The 17,725-nt window shown below is 40.6% G+C and carries 15 protein-coding genes and 1 pseudogene; 12 read left to right on the top strand and 4 right to left on the bottom strand.

The genetic code is table 11. The features are described from left to right. Positions 1–52 precede the first annotated feature (52 nt). The 4 genes from RGQ13_RS09400 to RGQ13_RS09385 all read left to right on the top strand — a co-directional run bounded on the left by RGQ13_RS09400 (position 53) and on the right by RGQ13_RS09385 (position 4,430). A complete protein-coding gene (locus RGQ13_RS09400; protein ID WP_348393294.1) occupies positions 53–892 on the top strand; it encodes a hypothetical protein in 840 nt (279 codons plus the stop codon). Between the two features lie 68 nt (positions 893–960). Beyond that, the gene (locus RGQ13_RS09395; protein ID WP_348393293.1) at positions 961–1,752 is read left to right on the top strand and encodes an SDR family oxidoreductase; all 792 of its coding nucleotides are present in this window, start codon (positions 961–963) and stop codon (positions 1,750–1,752) included. Between the two features lie 74 nt (positions 1,753–1,826). Next, a complete protein-coding gene (locus RGQ13_RS09390) occupies positions 1,827–2,333 on the top strand; it encodes a nuclear transport factor 2 family protein (RefSeq protein WP_348393292.1) in 507 nt (168 codons plus the stop codon). A gap of 84 nt (positions 2,334–2,417) precedes the next feature. Beyond that, complete coding sequence (locus RGQ13_RS09385; protein WP_348393291.1) at positions 2,418–4,430, top strand: acetoacetate--CoA ligase; 2,013 nt, start codon at positions 2,418–2,420, stop codon at positions 4,428–4,430. Positions 4,431–4,893: 463 nt separating this feature from the next. On the opposite strand, the gene RGQ13_RS09380 is transcribed toward RGQ13_RS09385, so the two are convergent. Next, entirely contained in the window at positions 4,894–5,580 is a 687-nt protein-coding gene (locus RGQ13_RS09380) for an OmpW/AlkL family protein (RefSeq protein ID WP_348393290.1), read from the bottom strand. Positions 5,581–5,789: 209 nt separating this feature from the next. Then, on the bottom strand, positions 5,790–7,412 hold the full coding sequence (locus RGQ13_RS09375) for a hypothetical protein (RefSeq protein WP_348393289.1): 1,623 nt from the start codon (positions 7,410–7,412) through the stop codon (positions 5,790–5,792). Positions 7,413–7,641: 229 nt separating this feature from the next. On the opposite strand from RGQ13_RS09375, the gene RGQ13_RS09370 reads away from it, so the two are divergent. Then, complete coding sequence (locus RGQ13_RS09370; RefSeq protein WP_348393288.1) at positions 7,642–8,616, top strand: helix-turn-helix transcriptional regulator; 975 nt, start codon at positions 7,642–7,644, stop codon at positions 8,614–8,616. A gap of 245 nt (positions 8,617–8,861) precedes the next feature. Further along, positions 8,862–10,931, top strand: coding sequence for an NADPH-dependent 2,4-dienoyl-CoA reductase (locus RGQ13_RS09365; protein ID WP_348393287.1), 2,070 nt, complete (start codon positions 8,862–8,864; stop codon positions 10,929–10,931). Between the two features lie 27 nt (positions 10,932–10,958). Here RGQ13_RS09365 and RGQ13_RS09360 read toward each other — a convergent pair whose 3' ends face one another. After that, positions 10,959–11,567 (bottom strand): Crp/Fnr family transcriptional regulator, encoded by a 609-nt coding sequence (locus tag RGQ13_RS09360; protein WP_348393286.1) that lies wholly within the window; start codon positions 11,565–11,567, stop codon positions 10,959–10,961. 259 nt (positions 11,568–11,826) lie between these two features. Here RGQ13_RS09360 and RGQ13_RS09355 point away from each other — a divergent pair, with 259 nt between their 5' ends. From RGQ13_RS09355 to RGQ13_RS09330, 6 genes are all read left to right on the top strand, one after another. Continuing rightward, positions 11,827–12,099, top strand: coding sequence for a hypothetical protein (locus RGQ13_RS09355; RefSeq protein WP_348393285.1), 273 nt, complete (start codon positions 11,827–11,829; stop codon positions 12,097–12,099). Positions 12,100–12,192: 93 nt separating this feature from the next. After that, entirely contained in the window at positions 12,193–13,071 is an 879-nt protein-coding gene (locus RGQ13_RS09350) for a helix-turn-helix transcriptional regulator (protein ID WP_348393284.1), read from the top strand. Positions 13,072–13,241: 170 nt separating this feature from the next. Then, complete coding sequence (locus RGQ13_RS09345; RefSeq protein ID WP_348393283.1) at positions 13,242–15,764, top strand: 2Fe-2S iron-sulfur cluster-binding protein; 2,523 nt, start codon at positions 13,242–13,244, stop codon at positions 15,762–15,764. Positions 15,765–15,880: 116 nt separating this feature from the next. Then, positions 15,881–16,624 (top strand): hypothetical protein, encoded by a 744-nt coding sequence (locus tag RGQ13_RS09340; protein WP_348393282.1) that lies wholly within the window; start codon positions 15,881–15,883, stop codon positions 16,622–16,624. Positions 16,625–16,627: 3 nt separating this feature from the next. Next, positions 16,628–17,281 carry a cytochrome c oxidase subunit 3 gene (locus RGQ13_RS09335; RefSeq protein WP_348393281.1) on the top strand — a complete coding sequence of 218 codons (654 nt, stop codon included), beginning with the start codon at positions 16,628–16,630 and terminating at the stop codon, positions 17,279–17,281. A 1-nt stretch (position 17,282) separates the two neighbouring features. Next, entirely contained in the window at positions 17,283–17,570 is a 288-nt protein-coding gene (locus RGQ13_RS09330) for a cytochrome C oxidase subunit IV family protein (RefSeq protein ID WP_348393280.1), read from the top strand. Between the two features lie 6 nt (positions 17,571–17,576). Here RGQ13_RS09330 and RGQ13_RS20155 read toward each other — a convergent pair. Then, positions 17,577–17,696: pseudogene (locus RGQ13_RS20155) on the bottom strand (helix-turn-helix domain-containing protein); the annotation flags it as partial. Positions 17,697–17,725: the final 29 nt, after the last annotated feature.

Below are 17,725 nucleotides of genomic sequence, written 5' to 3'. Positions count from 1 at the left end.
TAAGCAATTCTAATATTGCTTACCCACTATTCTAAGTAGAAGGAAATTAAAAATGGCAAATGCTTTATTAGACGCAATAGAACAAGGTATTAAGGTTAATAAACCGTTAGTTTGGTTAGAAGCGGAAGAGTATGGTGCACAAGTTGTTCGCAACGGCAAACCATTTCCGTGGACAAACCCTACGGAATTTGTAAATAGTTACGGCCAATTACAGAGTCTACTAAAACCTGGTGTTGCACCGGTTAACCTGGGGAATTTTTTAACCAACTGGTTAGACGCAACTCCTGCTGTCCTAAGTGAAATGAGTGGTAAAAAACGGGTTCGCTTCGCCATCAAAAAATTACTGGGTATGGAAGCACCGCGTAGCGTAATTCGCGACATTGTTAGTGCGTTATGTGAGTCGGTATCACAACCTTTAGTTTTAGTATTACCTGAGAACGGTGAATTGATTAACTGGGCAAACCAAAAAGCCAATAATGCCGAAAAATCAGACATTAGTGACATTGATGTTGACTCTGTATCGGTTTACATTGCCGATTTTCTTCGCGCATTCAGTGGCTTAAACATATCAGGTGTTGTTATTCAATTACCAGAAGGCAGCGCCGTTAATGCCGAATTGCTTGAGCTTTATTCGCCAATAATTAATGTTGCAAAACATTATCATTGGGCGTTTGGTGTGCAAGTTGCTAGCCCAAGCGAAATCAGTAATACCGATGATGTTATCGATATGGTATTGAGTGATCATAACGACGCAAACGGAGAAGTACTTAATAGCGATTTTTGGACAAATGGTAGCTTTACTCAACCTGACAATGGTTTTTACTTTGCTCATGTTGATGCTGCTTTGCAACCTGAAATTGTGTTAGAGCGCTTAGCAACATTACGAGCATGATTTTTTAATGCTTAATAGTCGTTAACTAGAATTAACTATTAGATCATTTAACAAGACTTGGGGAAGTTATGTCTGTATTTAAAAATAAAGTTGCCGTTATTACCGGCGCAGGTTCGGGGATAGGTCGTGCCTTCGCTATTGCTTTAGCGCAAGAAGGTTGTTCGTTAGCGTTAGCGGACTTAAATATGCAAGGGTTAGAAGAGACCTCAGCATTATTGCCAACTTCAGCAAAAACAAGTTTACATCAACTAGATGTCAGTGACTTAGATGATTATAAGTGTTTTGTTGAAGATGTGGTTAGAACTCACGGCCAGGTTGATATTGTTATCAACAATGCCGGTATCGTACGTTTACACACATTCGAAGAAAGCCAATATAGCGATTTTGATATCTCATTGAAGGTTAACTTGTGGGGTGTAATGTATGGTTGTAAAGAATTTTTACCGCACTTAAAGAAAAAGCAAGACACCTGGATTGTTAATATTTCAAGTGGTGCAGGCTTAGTTGGCATTCCAAATTATACCTCTTATAACGCTAGTAAATTTGCGGTTCGAGGCTTTACCGAGTCGCTACGAGCAGAATTAGCCGATACCAATATTTCGGTAAGTTGCGTGCATCCAGGCGGGGTAAATACCAATATACAAAATTCAGGTGTTCATGCGGCAGGGGCCAAGCAAAGTGCGAAAAAATTGCAATCCGCCATAGGCCAGATGTCCGCAGAACAAGCTGTGAAAGTTATTTTGTCGGGTATGAAGAAAAAGAAAAAACGTATTTTAGTCGGTCGAGATATTAAAACTCTGGATATTATTGCCCGTCTTTTCCCGTCAGCATACGACCGCATTGTGTCGAAATTTGTTTAGTACAAGTTTACTGAGTTTTTCCGACTCAGCGAGAATTCTTTAATCAATCATTATAAAAATAGAGAGAAAGTATTATGTCTACATTAGAAAATCGAATTAAACATTTAGAAGATTTAGAAGCCATTCGTCACCTTAAACATTATTACTATTGTCATTGTGTTGACCGCGCAGTAGACGGTGATAGTGAGGCGATCAATGAAACCATTAGCCGTTTTACCGACAATATTGTTGCTGATTTTACTGGGATGCCATTAACGGAAGGTAAAGAAGCGGTAGGCGCATTTTACGCACAAGGGGTACCGGGCTTTTTAAGCTGGTGTCAACATCGTGTTTCGAATGAAGTCATCAACATTGATGGCGATCGTGCCACTGCAAGTTGGTATATCGATTGTCCTGCCACGTTCAAAGCAGGTAACCCTGTCGGTATCGAAGGTTCAGGTTATATTGCTGGCCAATACAAAGAACAGTACGTGAAAGAGAATGGCATCTGGAAGTGGGCTCGAATCACCGCCCTACTCGATGTGCAATCATCATTTGAGCAGAATTGGCAAAGTGCAAAACAAATTACCACTAATAGATAAATAATAATCAAATTGGTAATCGCTATAAAAATAAATATCCGCTTTTGAATCTAATTCAAAAGCGTTAAATCTAAGGAGATTAAAATGGCTGTATCTGAAGGTGAACTATTATGGACACCAAGCCAAGAGTTTAGTGATAACTCCAACGTCAGCAAATATATTGCCTGGCTTAAAGAAAAAAACATTGTACATGCTGCCGACTATCAAGAATTATGGCAGTGGTCAGTAGACAACATTGAAGCATTCTGGGCATCGTTGTGGGATTATTTTGAAATTCAATCCGATACTCCTTACACCCAAATAACCGACAGTTTAGAAATGAAACCTGGTAACAGCTGGTTTATTGGTTCTAAAGTGAATCTTGCTGAGCACATATTACGCAACGAACGAGAAGGTGCTATTGCGTTACATCACTTATCAGAAATTCGTAAACAAGATCAAATGAGCTGGACCGAACTTGCTAGTAAAGTTCGGGTATTAGCAACCGAGATGCGTGCTCGCGGTTTAAAACCTGGTGATGCGGTGTGTTGTTTAATGCCAAACATTACCGAAACCGTCGTTGCTATGCTGGCAACCATTAGTATTGGTTGTGTGTGGTCAATTGCCGCGCCGGAATTTGGCCGAAAAACTATATTAGATAGGTTTACACAAATTAAACCTAAATGGTTATTTGTTGCCGATGGTTATCAGTTTGGTGGCAAACAATTTAACCGGGATGAAGAAACCATTGCAATTGTTGATGCATTATCCGATTCATTAGAACAAGTGGTTCATCTTTCTTATTTAGATTCGGATGCCAAATCACCTGTTGATGCTATAGCCTATCAATCTTTATTTACTGCTCAAGATATTGGCAGAGATAACTTTAAATTTGAACGGGTAGCACACGACCATCCGGTATGGGTGTTATTTTCATCTGGAACAACTGGACTTCCAAAAGCAATTGTTCATAGTCACGTAGGCGCATTAATGGGCATGCTACCTTGTATGTTCTTCCACATGAACTTAAAACATGATGACACTAGCTTCTTCTATACTACTACCGGTTGGGTGATGTTTATCCTGGAAGTGTCGATGATGCTAAGTGGTTGTGCTGCCGTTTTATATGATGGCAACCCGGCTTACCCAACTATTGACGTATTATGGAAAATGGCCGCTGAAACCAAAACAACTTTCTTTGGTGCCAGCCCTACTTACGTACAATTACTGGAAAACCATGGCGTAAAACCCAAAGAGCTACATGATTTATCACATTTAAACAGTATTCTTGTTGGTGGTGCGCCATCGACCCCTGAAACATTTAAATGGTTTTACACCGATGTAAAAGAAGATTTATGGGTAACATCACAAAGTGGTGGCACCGAAATCGTTGGCGGTTTTGTTGGAGCAACACCTACTCAACCAGTATATGCTGGAGAAATTCAATGCCGAGTACTGGGCATGGATGTTGATTCATTAGATGAGAAAGGTAATTCACTAGTTGGTGACGTTGGTGAATTAGTCTGTAAAAAACCATTCCCGAACATGCCGGTTTACTTCTTAAATGATGAAGGCAATCAACGTTACAATGAATCTTATTTTGAATCATATGATGGTCTTTGGACCCATGGTGATTTCATCAAAATCAACGAACGTGGTGGTGCTTATATCACCGGTCGCTCTGACTCAACATTAAACCGTTTTGGTGTTCGTATTGGTACTGCCGAGCTTTATCGTACTGTTGAAAAAATGCCAGAAATCATTGACAGTTTAGTGATGTGTATTGAATTACCCGGTGGTGAATTCTTTATGCCGATGTTTTTACAATTAGCCGACGGTGTTGAATTAACGCAAGAGTTAGAGAAAACTATTTCTAAATTATTACGTACTGATTGCTCTCCACGTCACGTACCAGATAAATACTATGCTATCCCAGAAGTACCATACACCTTAACCGGTAAAAAATTGGAAATACCGGTACGTAAAGTATTATTAGGTTGGCCATTAGAAAAAGCGGCAAGTCGTGAATCGATGAAAAACCCGAAAGCGATTGATTTTTTCCTGAATTATGTAAAAACCACTACTGATTATGTGATCCCGCAGAAAAAAGCGAGTTAGTTTTAGCAAAAGATAAATAGGATATTTATTAAATACCACCCTCTTTGCAGAGGGTGGTATTTTTATATGGCTATATTATCGTTCGTTGTTGTTCGAGTCAGTTAATGCCATATTGGAGTCAAAATAAACTATAAAATATACACCGTCATGCCTGAGGAGCCCTAGCGACATCCGGTACCTCCTACAGTTATAGCGTGCTTATAATGGTTTGATTTAATTGTTTTTTAGAACAACAACATACGTCAGGCGGTCCTGCGTCTCGCTTAGGCTCGCGCATGATGACAGCGTACTTTTCATTTATAAAACCGTCAGTAATGTTGATTTTACTGACACAAAATAAAGCTCAATAATTAACGCTAACAAAGTATTTCATTTCTAGGAGCAAACTAATGGCAGACTCTACAACTGGTTCATCCCACCTTGTTAATAAATACAGAAAGTTACTATTTGATTTCTATAGATATTAGATTTTGTAATCTAAACTTAGCGCATACACCGGCACTTTATAATCAATATCAGCAATGAATTGATGACCATCATCAAAACTTGCGGTCGCTGATGTTTCACCATAAAAATACATCACAACAGCACGAAACGATAAATTATCGTTAATATGATAATCCACGCCTGTTTGCCACAAAATACTCCATTCACTGTCTACCGCTAATTCTCCGTTAGTTAAGCCAAAGCTTGTATTTGCCAGGTAATCAAATTCATCGGTTAACTGCTCATTTTGAATCAACAAATAAATAGGTGAAACGCCAATAAAAGGTGATAAATTGTTCCATCGCAATACTTCAGGAGAATATTGTATCGCCAATGCTAAAGGTAATGCCTCAAAATCTATTGCATCTATCGTAGAGATGGGAGTTCGCAGTTCTACGGTTGCTTTAATCGGTGTTGTTATCATTGCTGAAATTGAAAGTTCTTCACTAAAACGATAGGAAGTAAACAACACCAGCTTATCCACTGTGTCTATTTCAAACGACATGCCCGAAAGAGGAGCACCGTCTAGAGAAAGCTGCTCGTCAATGTCAGGCATTAATGATAATGAACCTACCCCCACCTTCCATTTCTTATGGTCGATAAAATTTTGAGCATTAACGTTAAAACAAACCAAAGATAAAATTAAAATAAAATACTGATACATCGCCGACTCCAATTCTTAAAATACTGGAGAAATATACAAAAACCTAAATGCCAAATCTTTCAGATTATGATGCTGTATTTATTAGAATATGACTCTCATGAAGCTCCCTTTTCATCTGGCTGTAAAACCTTCAGTATTTTCATCCATAAAAACGAAAAACCACAACCCTTAAAAAGAATTGTGGTTTATTTAGCCAGAGTGGCTAAGGACTATTTTCGGTTAAAATCAATACGCTTGGTATCAAAGTAACCACCAACAATCATATCACCGTCATCTAAGAAATAAGCAATACCTAAGCTTAAGTTATAATGACTGCTGGTTGTTGGCATAGGCCAGCGCGCTTTAACTTCACCCGTAGTCCAATCCAAACCTACATATTCATAACGTAAACCTGTTTTACTAGGGGTATATATCATGTTTGATTTAGCTGATACTACTGGTACCATCCAGTCACTGTTATCGGTAGAAATATCGGTCCACGTTTTTGAGAAAGTATTTGATTCAGGATCCCATTCAAACTTTTGAATACCTCTTGGCGCTAATCGAGTTACTCCAGCAGTAAACATATTACCGAAAATATCACCAAGCGCTGAAGATGGTTCTTTATATGCACCATTAAATAATACTGTACCGTAGCCATTTACCACAGGCGATGTTTCTACGGTTAAGTCACTTACATCAATACGTATTTCACCAGCAATACGGCGAGAGTCGGTGCCTGGAATTTGTTTAAAGTCCGCCGGGATCTCATCTCTCCAGAAAGCAACTAATTTAGCCCCTTCTCTGTCTGCATCTGAAATAAGTACTAGTTTATCTTCATCATCACCAAAGCCCATTAACGCTGGTGTTGTACCGCTACCACGTGATGCTGCGCCCATTTTTAATGCAGTTTCTGCATCTATGGTGTCATACGGGCTGATCCAACCACCGTCTTTTTCATCAAACGATAATTTGTCACCGGTCCATACAACTTTATACATATTTTCAGAGGTGACTGCATAGATCCCTGTTTCATCAATAGCAATACTGTTATCAACGTGCTCTCCTGGGAAAGTAACATAACCTTTCATATTCAAGTCGCGGTCTAATAAGGCAATCATGCCAGGAGCAGCTACGGCAATATCACCGTCATAGGTCATTCCAATTCCAACAACTCGAGTCACCTGTTTCCTTAAATTTTCAGGTAATGAAGCGGTAATATCTGCTGTTTTAACTATGCTTAGTGGTGCATCGGCAACGCCATTATCTGTGGTCTTAATAACATTTACGCCACCATAAACCGCATAGTGGTTATGATCTTTATCAATTAAATGATACACACCGTTGGCAATAGTTCTAAAACTAAAACCGATCTCTTGCATGCGCTTAGATAATTTTAAAATCGCAGCATCATCATGTGCTGAACGAGCTTTATCGAGCTCTTTTACAATATCATTTAGCTCACTTTCTGTAGCCATTTCAGCATATTTTTCAAAACCGGGATAAGGCATGAATGAAATTTCTTCAAACTTCTCGCCTGTTGCATTAATTTTACGCAAACCCAGTATGCCACCTTCGATTAATATACGTTGATCACCAATGTTTTTAACAACTGGCTGAGAGTTAAATAATCCTGGAATTGTTTTAACATCACTGGCTTTTAATACTTTGCCTTCCGAAGGCCCAGCAATTGGTGATGCGTCAGTTTGCGCTGGGTTATGATGAGATGTAGGGTAAACACTATCAATTAGCCACTGATTTTTTTCAGGCTGGTTGATTGGTAAGTCATTTGCCATAACAGTTGTTGCAGCTAAAGTAATTGCCAAACTTAAAATCGTTTTAGTAAAAGTCATAAAATGTTCTCTCTATATTGTTTAACAAAAAGCATCACGTCAATGGTGTTTACAATCAGCGTTAGTGCTCTCTTTCAAAGTGATGCAGCTATAATAACCACACACAACCAAAACGTTAAGGCCAGAAAACAGCGAAAAATATCACTTTATTACTGATTTAATAATTAGTGCTACTCTATAAGATATAAAATAGTGCTACTAAGTAGTTAAATTGTTAGGGAGCTATTCGATGGATGATCAACAAGCAGGCGTTGAATTTTCGGCAAGTACCGGCCAAAGACTGGAAGATTTATTGGATCACATCGCTGAAGAATTACAAGCAACCAAAGAGAAAAGTTGTTTTTATCGTCTAAACGAACGATATGGTCATGGCGTGCTTGAGGGCTTTGACATTGCACCCGGTTTGGAGATAGTGCGCTGGCAAACCGATATAAAGGAACCTTTTTCAATTAGCCGAGCAAGTGAACAAGGCGACATCATGTGGTCAATATTATTAACCGCATCACAAAGCTTACAAGTGTCAGAGTCATCAGAGTCTGTAGTTAACAGCGCATGCTCTGCCTATGTTTACAATAGCCCGATGGAGGTAAGTTTATTTGGTGCAAAGCTTGGCCCGATAAAAATGATTTTAATCCGTTTACAACCACAATTCTGGCTCAACTTGCCCGCCCAGACAATGGAAAAAAATGCACAACTATTTGGCGAACATGATCCAATGTTTAAAGCATTTCAGCTTAATGAAGACTTATCATTACAGTTTCAACAATTACTGGATAAAAAAAATGAAGAGTTTTTAGACGATTGGCAAACTCTTATCTCAAGCTTGAACATATGCAACCATGTATTTAGTCAATTAGCGCAACGTAAGTCCATGCCAAAAATTAAAAATACTGACATAACGTTGTTGCATCAAGGCGCGACTCTGATGTTAGCAGATCTAAAACGGCCATTGTCTATCGAACAAATTTGTTCTCAAATAGGTATGGGCCGAGATAAATTCAGACGCTTATTTCATCAAGTATATGATTTGACTCCTTACCAGTATTTTCAACAACACCGTTTGCTAAAAGCTCAGATGTTAATTAGCCAAGGGAAATGTTCGGTTACTCAGGCAGGATATCAAATTGGATATAATCATTTGGGTCATTTCTCAAGTGCCTATAAAAAACAATTCGGCATATTACCCAAAGATACTTTTAAATAACGGTGAAATACTTTCTCAAAAACCACATAAATTAAATTTAAGCTATTAATCAACCTCTTGGTCTGCTGTGATTGTTGTAGCTATTTTCCAGAGGTGTAGCGAAAGCACATAGATTGTGGAGTGGTTGCTACACAAATACACACAACTTTTACACCCGATGAATAATTATTTCTCAAATTAGCCTAGGTTAACGACAAAGCCATTTACTGAGATTATCCTAGTATTTTTCAATAAAGAATAATCATATGACTTTGCATTACCCAAACTTATTTGCTCCACTTGACTTGGGGTTTACCCAGTTAAAAAATCGTATTCTTATGGGCTCGATGCACACCGGGCTCGAACAAGTCGGTCGTGAAGGTTATGCCCGCCTTGGCACTTTTTACGCTGAGCGCGCCGCTGGAGGAGTTGCAATGATTATCACCGGTGCCACTGCAGTTAACCGTGTAGGTTCTATGCATGGGCACTCAAGTGAAGTCCTGGCTACTACCGATGACGTTGTAAATCATAAACAAGTCACATCAGCCGTTCATAAGGCAGCGCCGGATTGTAAAATTTGTTTGCAGATGGTTCATAACGGCCGTAATGCAATAATTCCCGAAGTTATCGCACCTTCGGCTATTCATTCTTCAGTAATGAGCCCCTACCCTCCAAGAGAAATGACTGAAGAAGACATCGAACAAACACTTAATGATTTTACCCGCTGTGCATTACTGGCTAAAGAAGCTGGTTATGATGGCGTTGAAATCATCGGTTCTGCCGGTTATTTGATCAGCTCATTTTTACTAAGTTCTACCAATAAACGAACCGATCAATGGGGAGGCAGTTATGCAAATCGAATGCGTTTTTCTCTTGAGGTTGTGCGCAGAGTGCGTGCTGCGGTAGGCGAAGATTTAATCCTGATTTATCGTCTTGCGACCATGGAATTAATGGAAAACGGTAGCTCTTGGGATGAAGTGGTAGCATTAGCACAATCAATTGAAAAACTTGGTGTTAATATCATTAGTACCCATTTTTCGTGGCACGAGGCTCAAATACCAACAATTTCTACCCGTGTACCACGAGCCGCCTTTGCCCAGGTAACTGGACGATTACGTAAAAGATTATCGGTGCCGGTTATCACCAGTAATCGCATCAATATGCCCGATGTAGCTGAACAGGTACTTAAAAATGGTGATGCCGATATCGTTTCTATGGCACGACCTATGTTAGCCGATGAAGAATTTGCTGTTAAAGCTAAAATGGGCAGAAGTGATGAAATTAATACTTGTATAGGCTGTAATCAAGCGTGTTTGGATCATATATTTCAAAATAAAGCTGTCAGTTGCCTGGTAAACCCTAGGGCCTGTAATGAAACAAAGTTGAATTACCTACCAACAAACCAGCCAAAAAATGTTGCCGTTATTGGCGCCGGCCCTGCCGGTTTAGCTTGTGCAGTAACCGCAGCAAAACGAGGTCACAGGGTAACATTGTTTGAAGCCGGTGCTGAGATTGGTGGACATTTTAACTTGGCCAAAAAGATCCCGGGGAAAGAAGAATTTTATGAAACTTTACGTTACTTTAAACGCCAACTTTCACTGAGCAAAGTAGAAATTAAACTTAATCATTCGGTCAGTGCTAAGCAGCTATCGGAGGGTGATTGGCATCATATAATTGTAGCAACAGGCATCCACGCCAGAACTCCTGACATTGAAGGTATAAATCATCCAAAAGTGATCAGTTATACCGAAGCTATCTCGGGCAGTAAAATGATCGGTAAATCAGTTGCAATCATTGGTGCTGGCGGTATTGGTTTCGATATCGCAGAGTTAGCTAGTCATAAAGGAACTTCGGCAAGTGTAGATATTGATGTTTTTGCTCGTGAATGGGGTATAGATTTCGTCAATCATCCTCGTGGTGGTATCACCGGGGTAAAACCGCAAGTTGAAGTGGCTGACCGAGAAATTTATTTACTGCAACGTAAATTAAGCAAGCCAGGCTCAACGTTAGGGGCAACCACGGGATGGGCTCATAAAGTTAGTCTAAAACGCAAAGGTGTTAATATGTTGGCAGGTGTTCAATATAACAAAATTGATGACCATGGTTTGCATATCAAGATCAAAGATGAGTCACGTATACTAAATGTAGATACTATTATTATTTGCGCTGGCCAACGTTCTGAGCGTAGTTTGTATGACAAATTAGTAGCCAATAACAACGGTTCAACACCTGCCTCACTGTCTAATATTCATTTAATTGGAGGGGCAGATCTAGCAGTAGAAATTGATGCTAAGCGGGCAATTGCTCAAGGTTTCCAGTTGGCTGCTGAAATTTAAATCGATGAGAATAGAGCAATGTGTTTGTTAGTTTTCTTGATTGGAAGATGACAACCATTGTTCTTTAAACTTAGACAAAGAGACTGGGTTTATGCCCAAATAGGCAGCAACATGATATTGCGGAATACGGTCAATATAGCCGGGGAAATTTTTTATAAATTTCAAATAGCGATCTTTTGCACTAAGGGTTAACAATTCGGCTTCCCTTCGTTCATTGCGGATCAATAGCATTTGACAGCTATAATTAAATAACCTGTCCCAGCTCGAACACTGACCAAATGGTTTGAACATATTGGTTGATATTGATACAAGTTTGCAGGGCTCTAGTGTTTCTATTGCAAACCTACTGGCTTCATTTAAAATGATGGCACTGAGATTACCCGCGATATAATTTTCACCATAAAAACCTTTATTTAGCTCTTTACCATCAGGGGTGATATAAAACCAGCGAACCAAGCCTGAAATAATAAAATAATGGTGAGTAACAGGCTCGCCAATGGCTTGCAGATTATGCTTTGCTCCCACATCAATGACTTTGAGGCAAGGTTCAAACAAACGCCAGTCTTCTTCAGTAAAAGAAACCTGACGGTTAAATACCTCGAATATCGTGGCAAATTCAGGGTGAGAAAATTGCATTTTACTTGTATCCTTGAAAAAGATCTGTTCCCATAAAACTAAGCTATTTTAAGTGTTTTGCCGTGAGATATCTTCAGTTATTTTTATCTGAGTTCAGGTGATATCGCTATGTTTATTAATTTTTTTCTATCTAGGTTCTGTTTTGCATATATTTATGTTCGGTTCTGTTGATTCATTCTGTTGGTAAAAGTGCTATGTTAACCGATTAACTTAACACATTATTTTCATACAAAGCGATAAAACAAAAAATAGGACAATCATGAAAAATTCAATAATAGGGATTATTAAACTGCTTGTGTTAGCGTTGTATATTTCCCCTGTCGTTACGCTATATATTCCTGCTTTAATTCAATATCAAACAATGCTTAGCTATATTGTATTAGCTCTAACAGTTGCTCATATTGGTGAATTTTTATTCTTTCAATCAAAATTGGCAAAACTTCCAGGGAGCCAAGCTAAGCACTTCGTACAAACGTTATTGTTTGGCTTTGTTTATTGGTTACCGCTGTTCAAAGCCAAACAGACTAGCTAACTACATTGGATAGCTTTCTTAGATCTTAAAATTTTTAACTCAAAGTCGATAATAGTGGTGCTGTCATCGACTTTTTAAATGGAGTAAAACACGGTGCTTAATCAAGCAGTAGTCAATACCAGTGCTATATTACAAAAGATTATTGCTGCCAAACCCTTATGGTGCCACGACATTGAGTATTCGGATTCTAATCGTGTAAGTCGATTTCGCATAGAGCGCTATATTTGTAATATTAAGGCAAAATGTCTCCCCCCGATAAATTGTCCGATATTGATTATCCATTTTGGCGGTAAAAAAGTAACCTCTCTAGATACCACAGAGAATTTAACGTCATTCCCTAGCGCCGCCACATTAATTCCGACGGGTATAGAAACCAATTGGCAAATAGAGGGGGCGCTCGATTTCGCCTTAGTCTATTTAACCGATGACGTTTTGCAATTATTGCAAAACTCTCTTGCTGGCGTTACTGAACCACTAAGCCTAAACAGTTCATTGTATGGAGCGTTAGTCAAAGAATTGTTGACAAAGTTATCGGAAGATATAGCCACCGACATGGAACATATTGCTGCGCTTAGCCGGGCGTTAATTTCTCTATTACGGGTTGAGTTAACGGCATCGACACAATCTATGTCCTTTAATTCAGCCAGAGGCCAATTTAACTATGTGCAGCAAGCCATTAAATTTATTCAGGCTAACTTAGATAAGCAGTTAAAGTCTGCCGATGTTGCCGCCCATGTAGGGTTACACCAATCGCATTTTCGGCAAATTTTTCGGGATGTTACGCAAACAACATTACACAGTTATGTATTGCAGTTAAGGCTGGAACACGCCAGGGATTTGTTACTAAATACTGCAGTTAGTATTGTAGAAATCGCCGAAAATTCCGGCTTTAGCAGTCAAAGCCATATGACCAGCAGCTTTCGTCGTTATTACGACATGTCCCCCGCCAGCATTCGTAAGCGAAAGCCTTGATAACAATTATTTTTTGATATCTGATTCGGTATTACTACCGTTAAAATATATAAAAAACGACTGTTTTATATAAAAGAATGTCGAATTTTTACCCCCTATAGTGGTTGTAGACCAAGCAACACATATTTATCTCGCTTGGTTATAAATTAAAACCAGGGAGTAAATATACGATGGCAAGTTGTAAAGCCACATTGAATTTCAGTGACCATAGCCAAGCAGAAATAACGGTAAAGCACGATGAAACTCTACTTGAAGCTGCACAAAGACAAGATATTAATCTACCCAATAGTTGCCGAGAAGGTACTTGTGGCAGTTGTCTGGGTAACTGCAAGAGCGGTAAGGTAACGCTGTCAGGTCAGGCTATAGCTTTGACCACCAGTGATAAAGAACGTGGCAGGATCCTCCCTTGTCAATTGACTCTTCAGGGGGATGCCGAGTTTAGCTTTGATTTTTCTGCCAGGATTTGCCAACCCAGCGATGATACACCATTTATGGCATCGGTTGCCAAACTGACGCCAGTTGCTGATGGCGCGGTACTGCTGAGTCTGCAGGTAGAACTGTTACAACAGTTGGATTTTCAAGCAGGACAGTACATAGATATTAAAGTACCGGGTACCGAGAGCTGGCGCAGCTATTCTTTTGTAAATTTACCAAATGCAGCAAACAACATTGACTTGCTGCTGCGCATTTTACCAAAGTCAGCGAATGGCATAATGAGTAGTTATTTACGAGATAGAGTGGAATTGGGTGACCGCCTGTTGTTGCGCCGTGGTGGTGGTGCTTTTTATCTACGAGATGTCAAGCGCCCCGTTGTATTAGTGGCGGGAGGTACTGGTCTGTCAGCTATCGTCTCACAGCTACGTCAGTTGGTAGATGAAAAATGTCAACATCCAGTTAATTTGCTTTATGGTGCAGCTAAACCAGAAGATTTGTGTCTGCTTGATGAAATTGAGTCTCTTGGACGCCAATTACCCCACTTCCGCTTACTTTGTGCTGTTGCAGAGGGTAATAGTGAATGGCAGGGAAAAACAGGATTTGTCACTGATTTGTTAGTCGATGTTGATTTGCATGACGGCAATTGTGATGTTTATCTGTGTGGTCCACCTTTGATGATTGATGGCGTGCAAAAGTGGTTTGCTGACAAGGAAATTACTGATAAAACTTTTACCGGATTTAAGCTTTATCATGAAAAATTCGCCGCCAGCGGTCGTGATGGTCGCATTGCTGTTCCACCGGTCAAGCCTAAATACCGTGCTGAAATTCCGAAAAAAAGTGGCACTAAGTTTCATCGCCACGCGGTGGTTATCGGTGGCAGTATGGCCGGTATGATGGCTGCTAAAACGTTATCTAAATTTTTTGACAAGGTGACGGTACTTGAGCGCGACAGCCATCACCCAATGGAAACAGAGATATACCGTCCCAGTACCAGTCAGGCGCATCACGCCCATCACCTGCTGCAAGGTGGACAGCGCGTGGTCAATGACTTGTTTCCCGATTATACCGATGACTTCGCCAAGGCCGGCGGCAATGTGGTTGATGCCTCGCGTGACTATCGCATGTATACCAATGACGGCTGGAAGGTTGTTTATGACAGTGGCATTAGCGTGTGCGCCGGTCGCCGCAGCCTGCTAGAAGGCGTAATGCGTCAACAGTTAGAAAAAACGCCGTCTATTGATTATCGTTATAACGCCAAGGTAGAAGATGTGCTTATTGATCAGCCGAGCAATCGCATCACCGGCGTCGTTCTCAAGGAAGGACTTAACCCTAAAGTTGAAAACTATACCTTAGAAGCAGATCTAGTAGTTGATGCCAGCGGTAAAAATACGCCACTTCCCGCGCTGTTGAACAGCCACGGTTACAGCCTTCCTAGAGAAAGTCATATGGAGCTCAATTGCCTCTATACCACTGTCCTCTATCGTGTTCCCGAGCATCTGCGTAACAGCGACTTCACTGTTATGGCAATCGCCAATCATCGCCCGCAGGAAACCGATATGGGCTATGCCGGCTTCTATGGTGACGGCTCTACCCTGCTGGTAACGACTATTCAGTTATTCTGTGATCAGGTCCCGCGAGACCATGCGGCTTTTAAGGCAGTGACTAAGGGCTTAGCGCAGCCTCATATATATGAGCTGGTTAATGCTTGTGAGCCCATCACCGAACCGGAGAGTTTTAATTATCCCACCATGGTTCGTAATCACTACGAAGAGATGAACAGTGTGCCAGAGGGCTTTGTATGTGTCGGTGATGCTTTTGCCAGTGCCGATCCTGTTTCCGGCGCGGGCATGACCAAGGCAGCGAAAGAAGTTGAATTATTGGGTGAAGCTCTGGTTAAATCTAAATCTTCGCTAACCGGTCTGCCGGCATATCACTATAAGCAGGCGAGTAAGCTTGTTGATAGTATTTGGTTTGTTTTGGGGGAGCAAAACTATCGTTTTCCGCATGTAGAAGGCAAACGCCCAATATTTACGCCGGTGATTAACTGGTACGTAGATCAGGTGATGGATGCCACTCACTATGATCCCGTAGCATTTGAGAACTTTATGCATGTGTATCACCATAATAAACACTACTCCTCGCTGTTTGCACCTGCCATGGTGGCAAAAATCCTTAAACACTCAGTGACCAAAAATTGGCGTCATGTTTATAATCCGGCGCCAACCGGTGTAGCGCGTAGTCCACTGAAACTGGATTAACGACTTACTTGTTTATTTACGCCAAAGTGTCTGGCTTCAATTGGGTATGACTCTTTGGTTTTCTAATTTAACTATAACATCGCGAAATGCGAATTTAGCATCAAGAGGCAAAACCTATGAATACCAACAATTTAAAACTTTGCGCCTGGGCCGGCCCTATTTTCTGCCTACTGATGGTCGTCGGTTATCTGCTGACCAGCTCGGTATCGCTGGCTCCCATTAACCCATTAGCCAGCGCAGAAACCGTCGCGCAGTTGTACCAAGAAAATAGTATGTCCATCCGAGCGGGGTTAATTATTATGGTATTTGGAGCAGCGTTTTATGCTCCTTTTGCAGCGGTAACCACGGTTTTGATGAGCCGTATGGGCAACAAAAATCCGGTCCTAATTATTACCTTTGCCTTTGTCGCTGCGGCCTTGACCGTAGGGCTTTATGTCATTCTTGTCCCGTTTGGTGCTGCAAGTTACCGTGTTGATGGCCCTGCGGAAATTACCAGGGCGTTTCACGATTATACGTTTCTATTCCTGTTATGGCCTGGAACTTTAATGCCGGTGATGTATATGGCTTTAGGGTTGGCGGTATTGGGAGATAGTCGTGAGATCAAAATATTCCCACGTTGGTTTGCTTTCTACAGTTTTTGGTCTGCACTATTGGCATTAACCGGCTGCTTCATCGTATTCTTTAAATCTGGCCCCTTTGCTCTTAATGGGCTGTTTGCCTTCTGGGTTAACCTGAGTGTTTTCTTTGCCTGGTTTGTGATGGTTTCAGTGCTACAGATACAGTCGGTGAGTCGTGAGTTGATTGCAGAGAGAAAACAACTCGGTGCAATCTCCAACGCTCCACAAGGTGTTCTGGCTTAGTTTATGAATCAACCGCTAAACACATCTTCAAAGATTAACAGACAGGGTAAGCTTACTGCCCCTGTCACCATACTCAAGCCTGCAATCAATGAAGACAAGTTAAAGCCAGAGGATACGGCCGAGCTGGGTATCTGGATGTTTGTCTTGGGCGACATGTTGTTATTTGGATTGCTGTTTGTTTCTTACGCTTGGGATTTTCGCCACAACAAAGACCTTTTTTTAACGGGCCAGGCCGCGCTCAGCCAAAGTTTTGGTGTCATCAATACCTTACTGTTGTTATCGGGTTCGCTGTTTGTGGTGTTAGCTTTGCATCGCGCAAGGCGAGGTGCCGCCCCTGTTGTCTCCGTTCTATTAGCGGCAGCGATAGCCACTGGCCTGGCTTTCTGGATTAATAAAATGATCGAATACCGTGCAAAGTTCAGCCAAGGTCATACTCTCATTTCTGATGATTTTTTTATGTATTACTATATGCTTACCGGTATTCATTTACTGCATGTAACGGTAGGTATAGGTGTATTAAGTTTTCTGTGGATACGATCGCGCAAACCTTTTTACAGCCTGTCCGATCTCCGTAACTTGGAAAGTGGTGGCTTGATTTGGCATATGGTCGACCTGTTATGGATTGCCCTGTTTCCGTTACTGTACCTGGTTAAATAATATGAATAAATTTTTCGTTCAAAATCAGATAAAAACAATGTTCCGTGATGTACTTATCTGGAGTTTGCTTGTTGTCTTTACCTTATCATCTTGGTGGTTAGGGCATACAACGCAAGGGCTAACGGCAGATGTGATCACATCGATGATTTTGCTATTAAGTTTTTTAAAGATCCGTCTGGTGATTCTGCATTTTATGGAAATAAAAACGGCATCATTTATTTTACGGCTGATGTTTGAAGTTTGGTGCTTTGGTGTCTGTGCAATATTGATTTTTTTGTTCGTTTATTAGCTAATTTTATTGATGCAGCTTACGCCACTGCAATGGCGTCATCGTTGTCCACTTTTGAAAACAGCGAATAAACACCGCTGATTCACTATAGCCCAATTGCATCGCTATTTTTGCAACAGAATTATCACTGAATAATAAAAATTGGTATTAAATGG

Origin of the sequence: Thalassotalea psychrophila, from assembly GCF_031583595.1 — a bacterium.
GTDB lineage: Bacteria > Pseudomonadota > Gammaproteobacteria > Enterobacterales > Alteromonadaceae > Thalassotalea_A > Thalassotalea_A psychrophila.
This window is presented reverse-complemented; position numbering and strand designations above follow the sequence as displayed.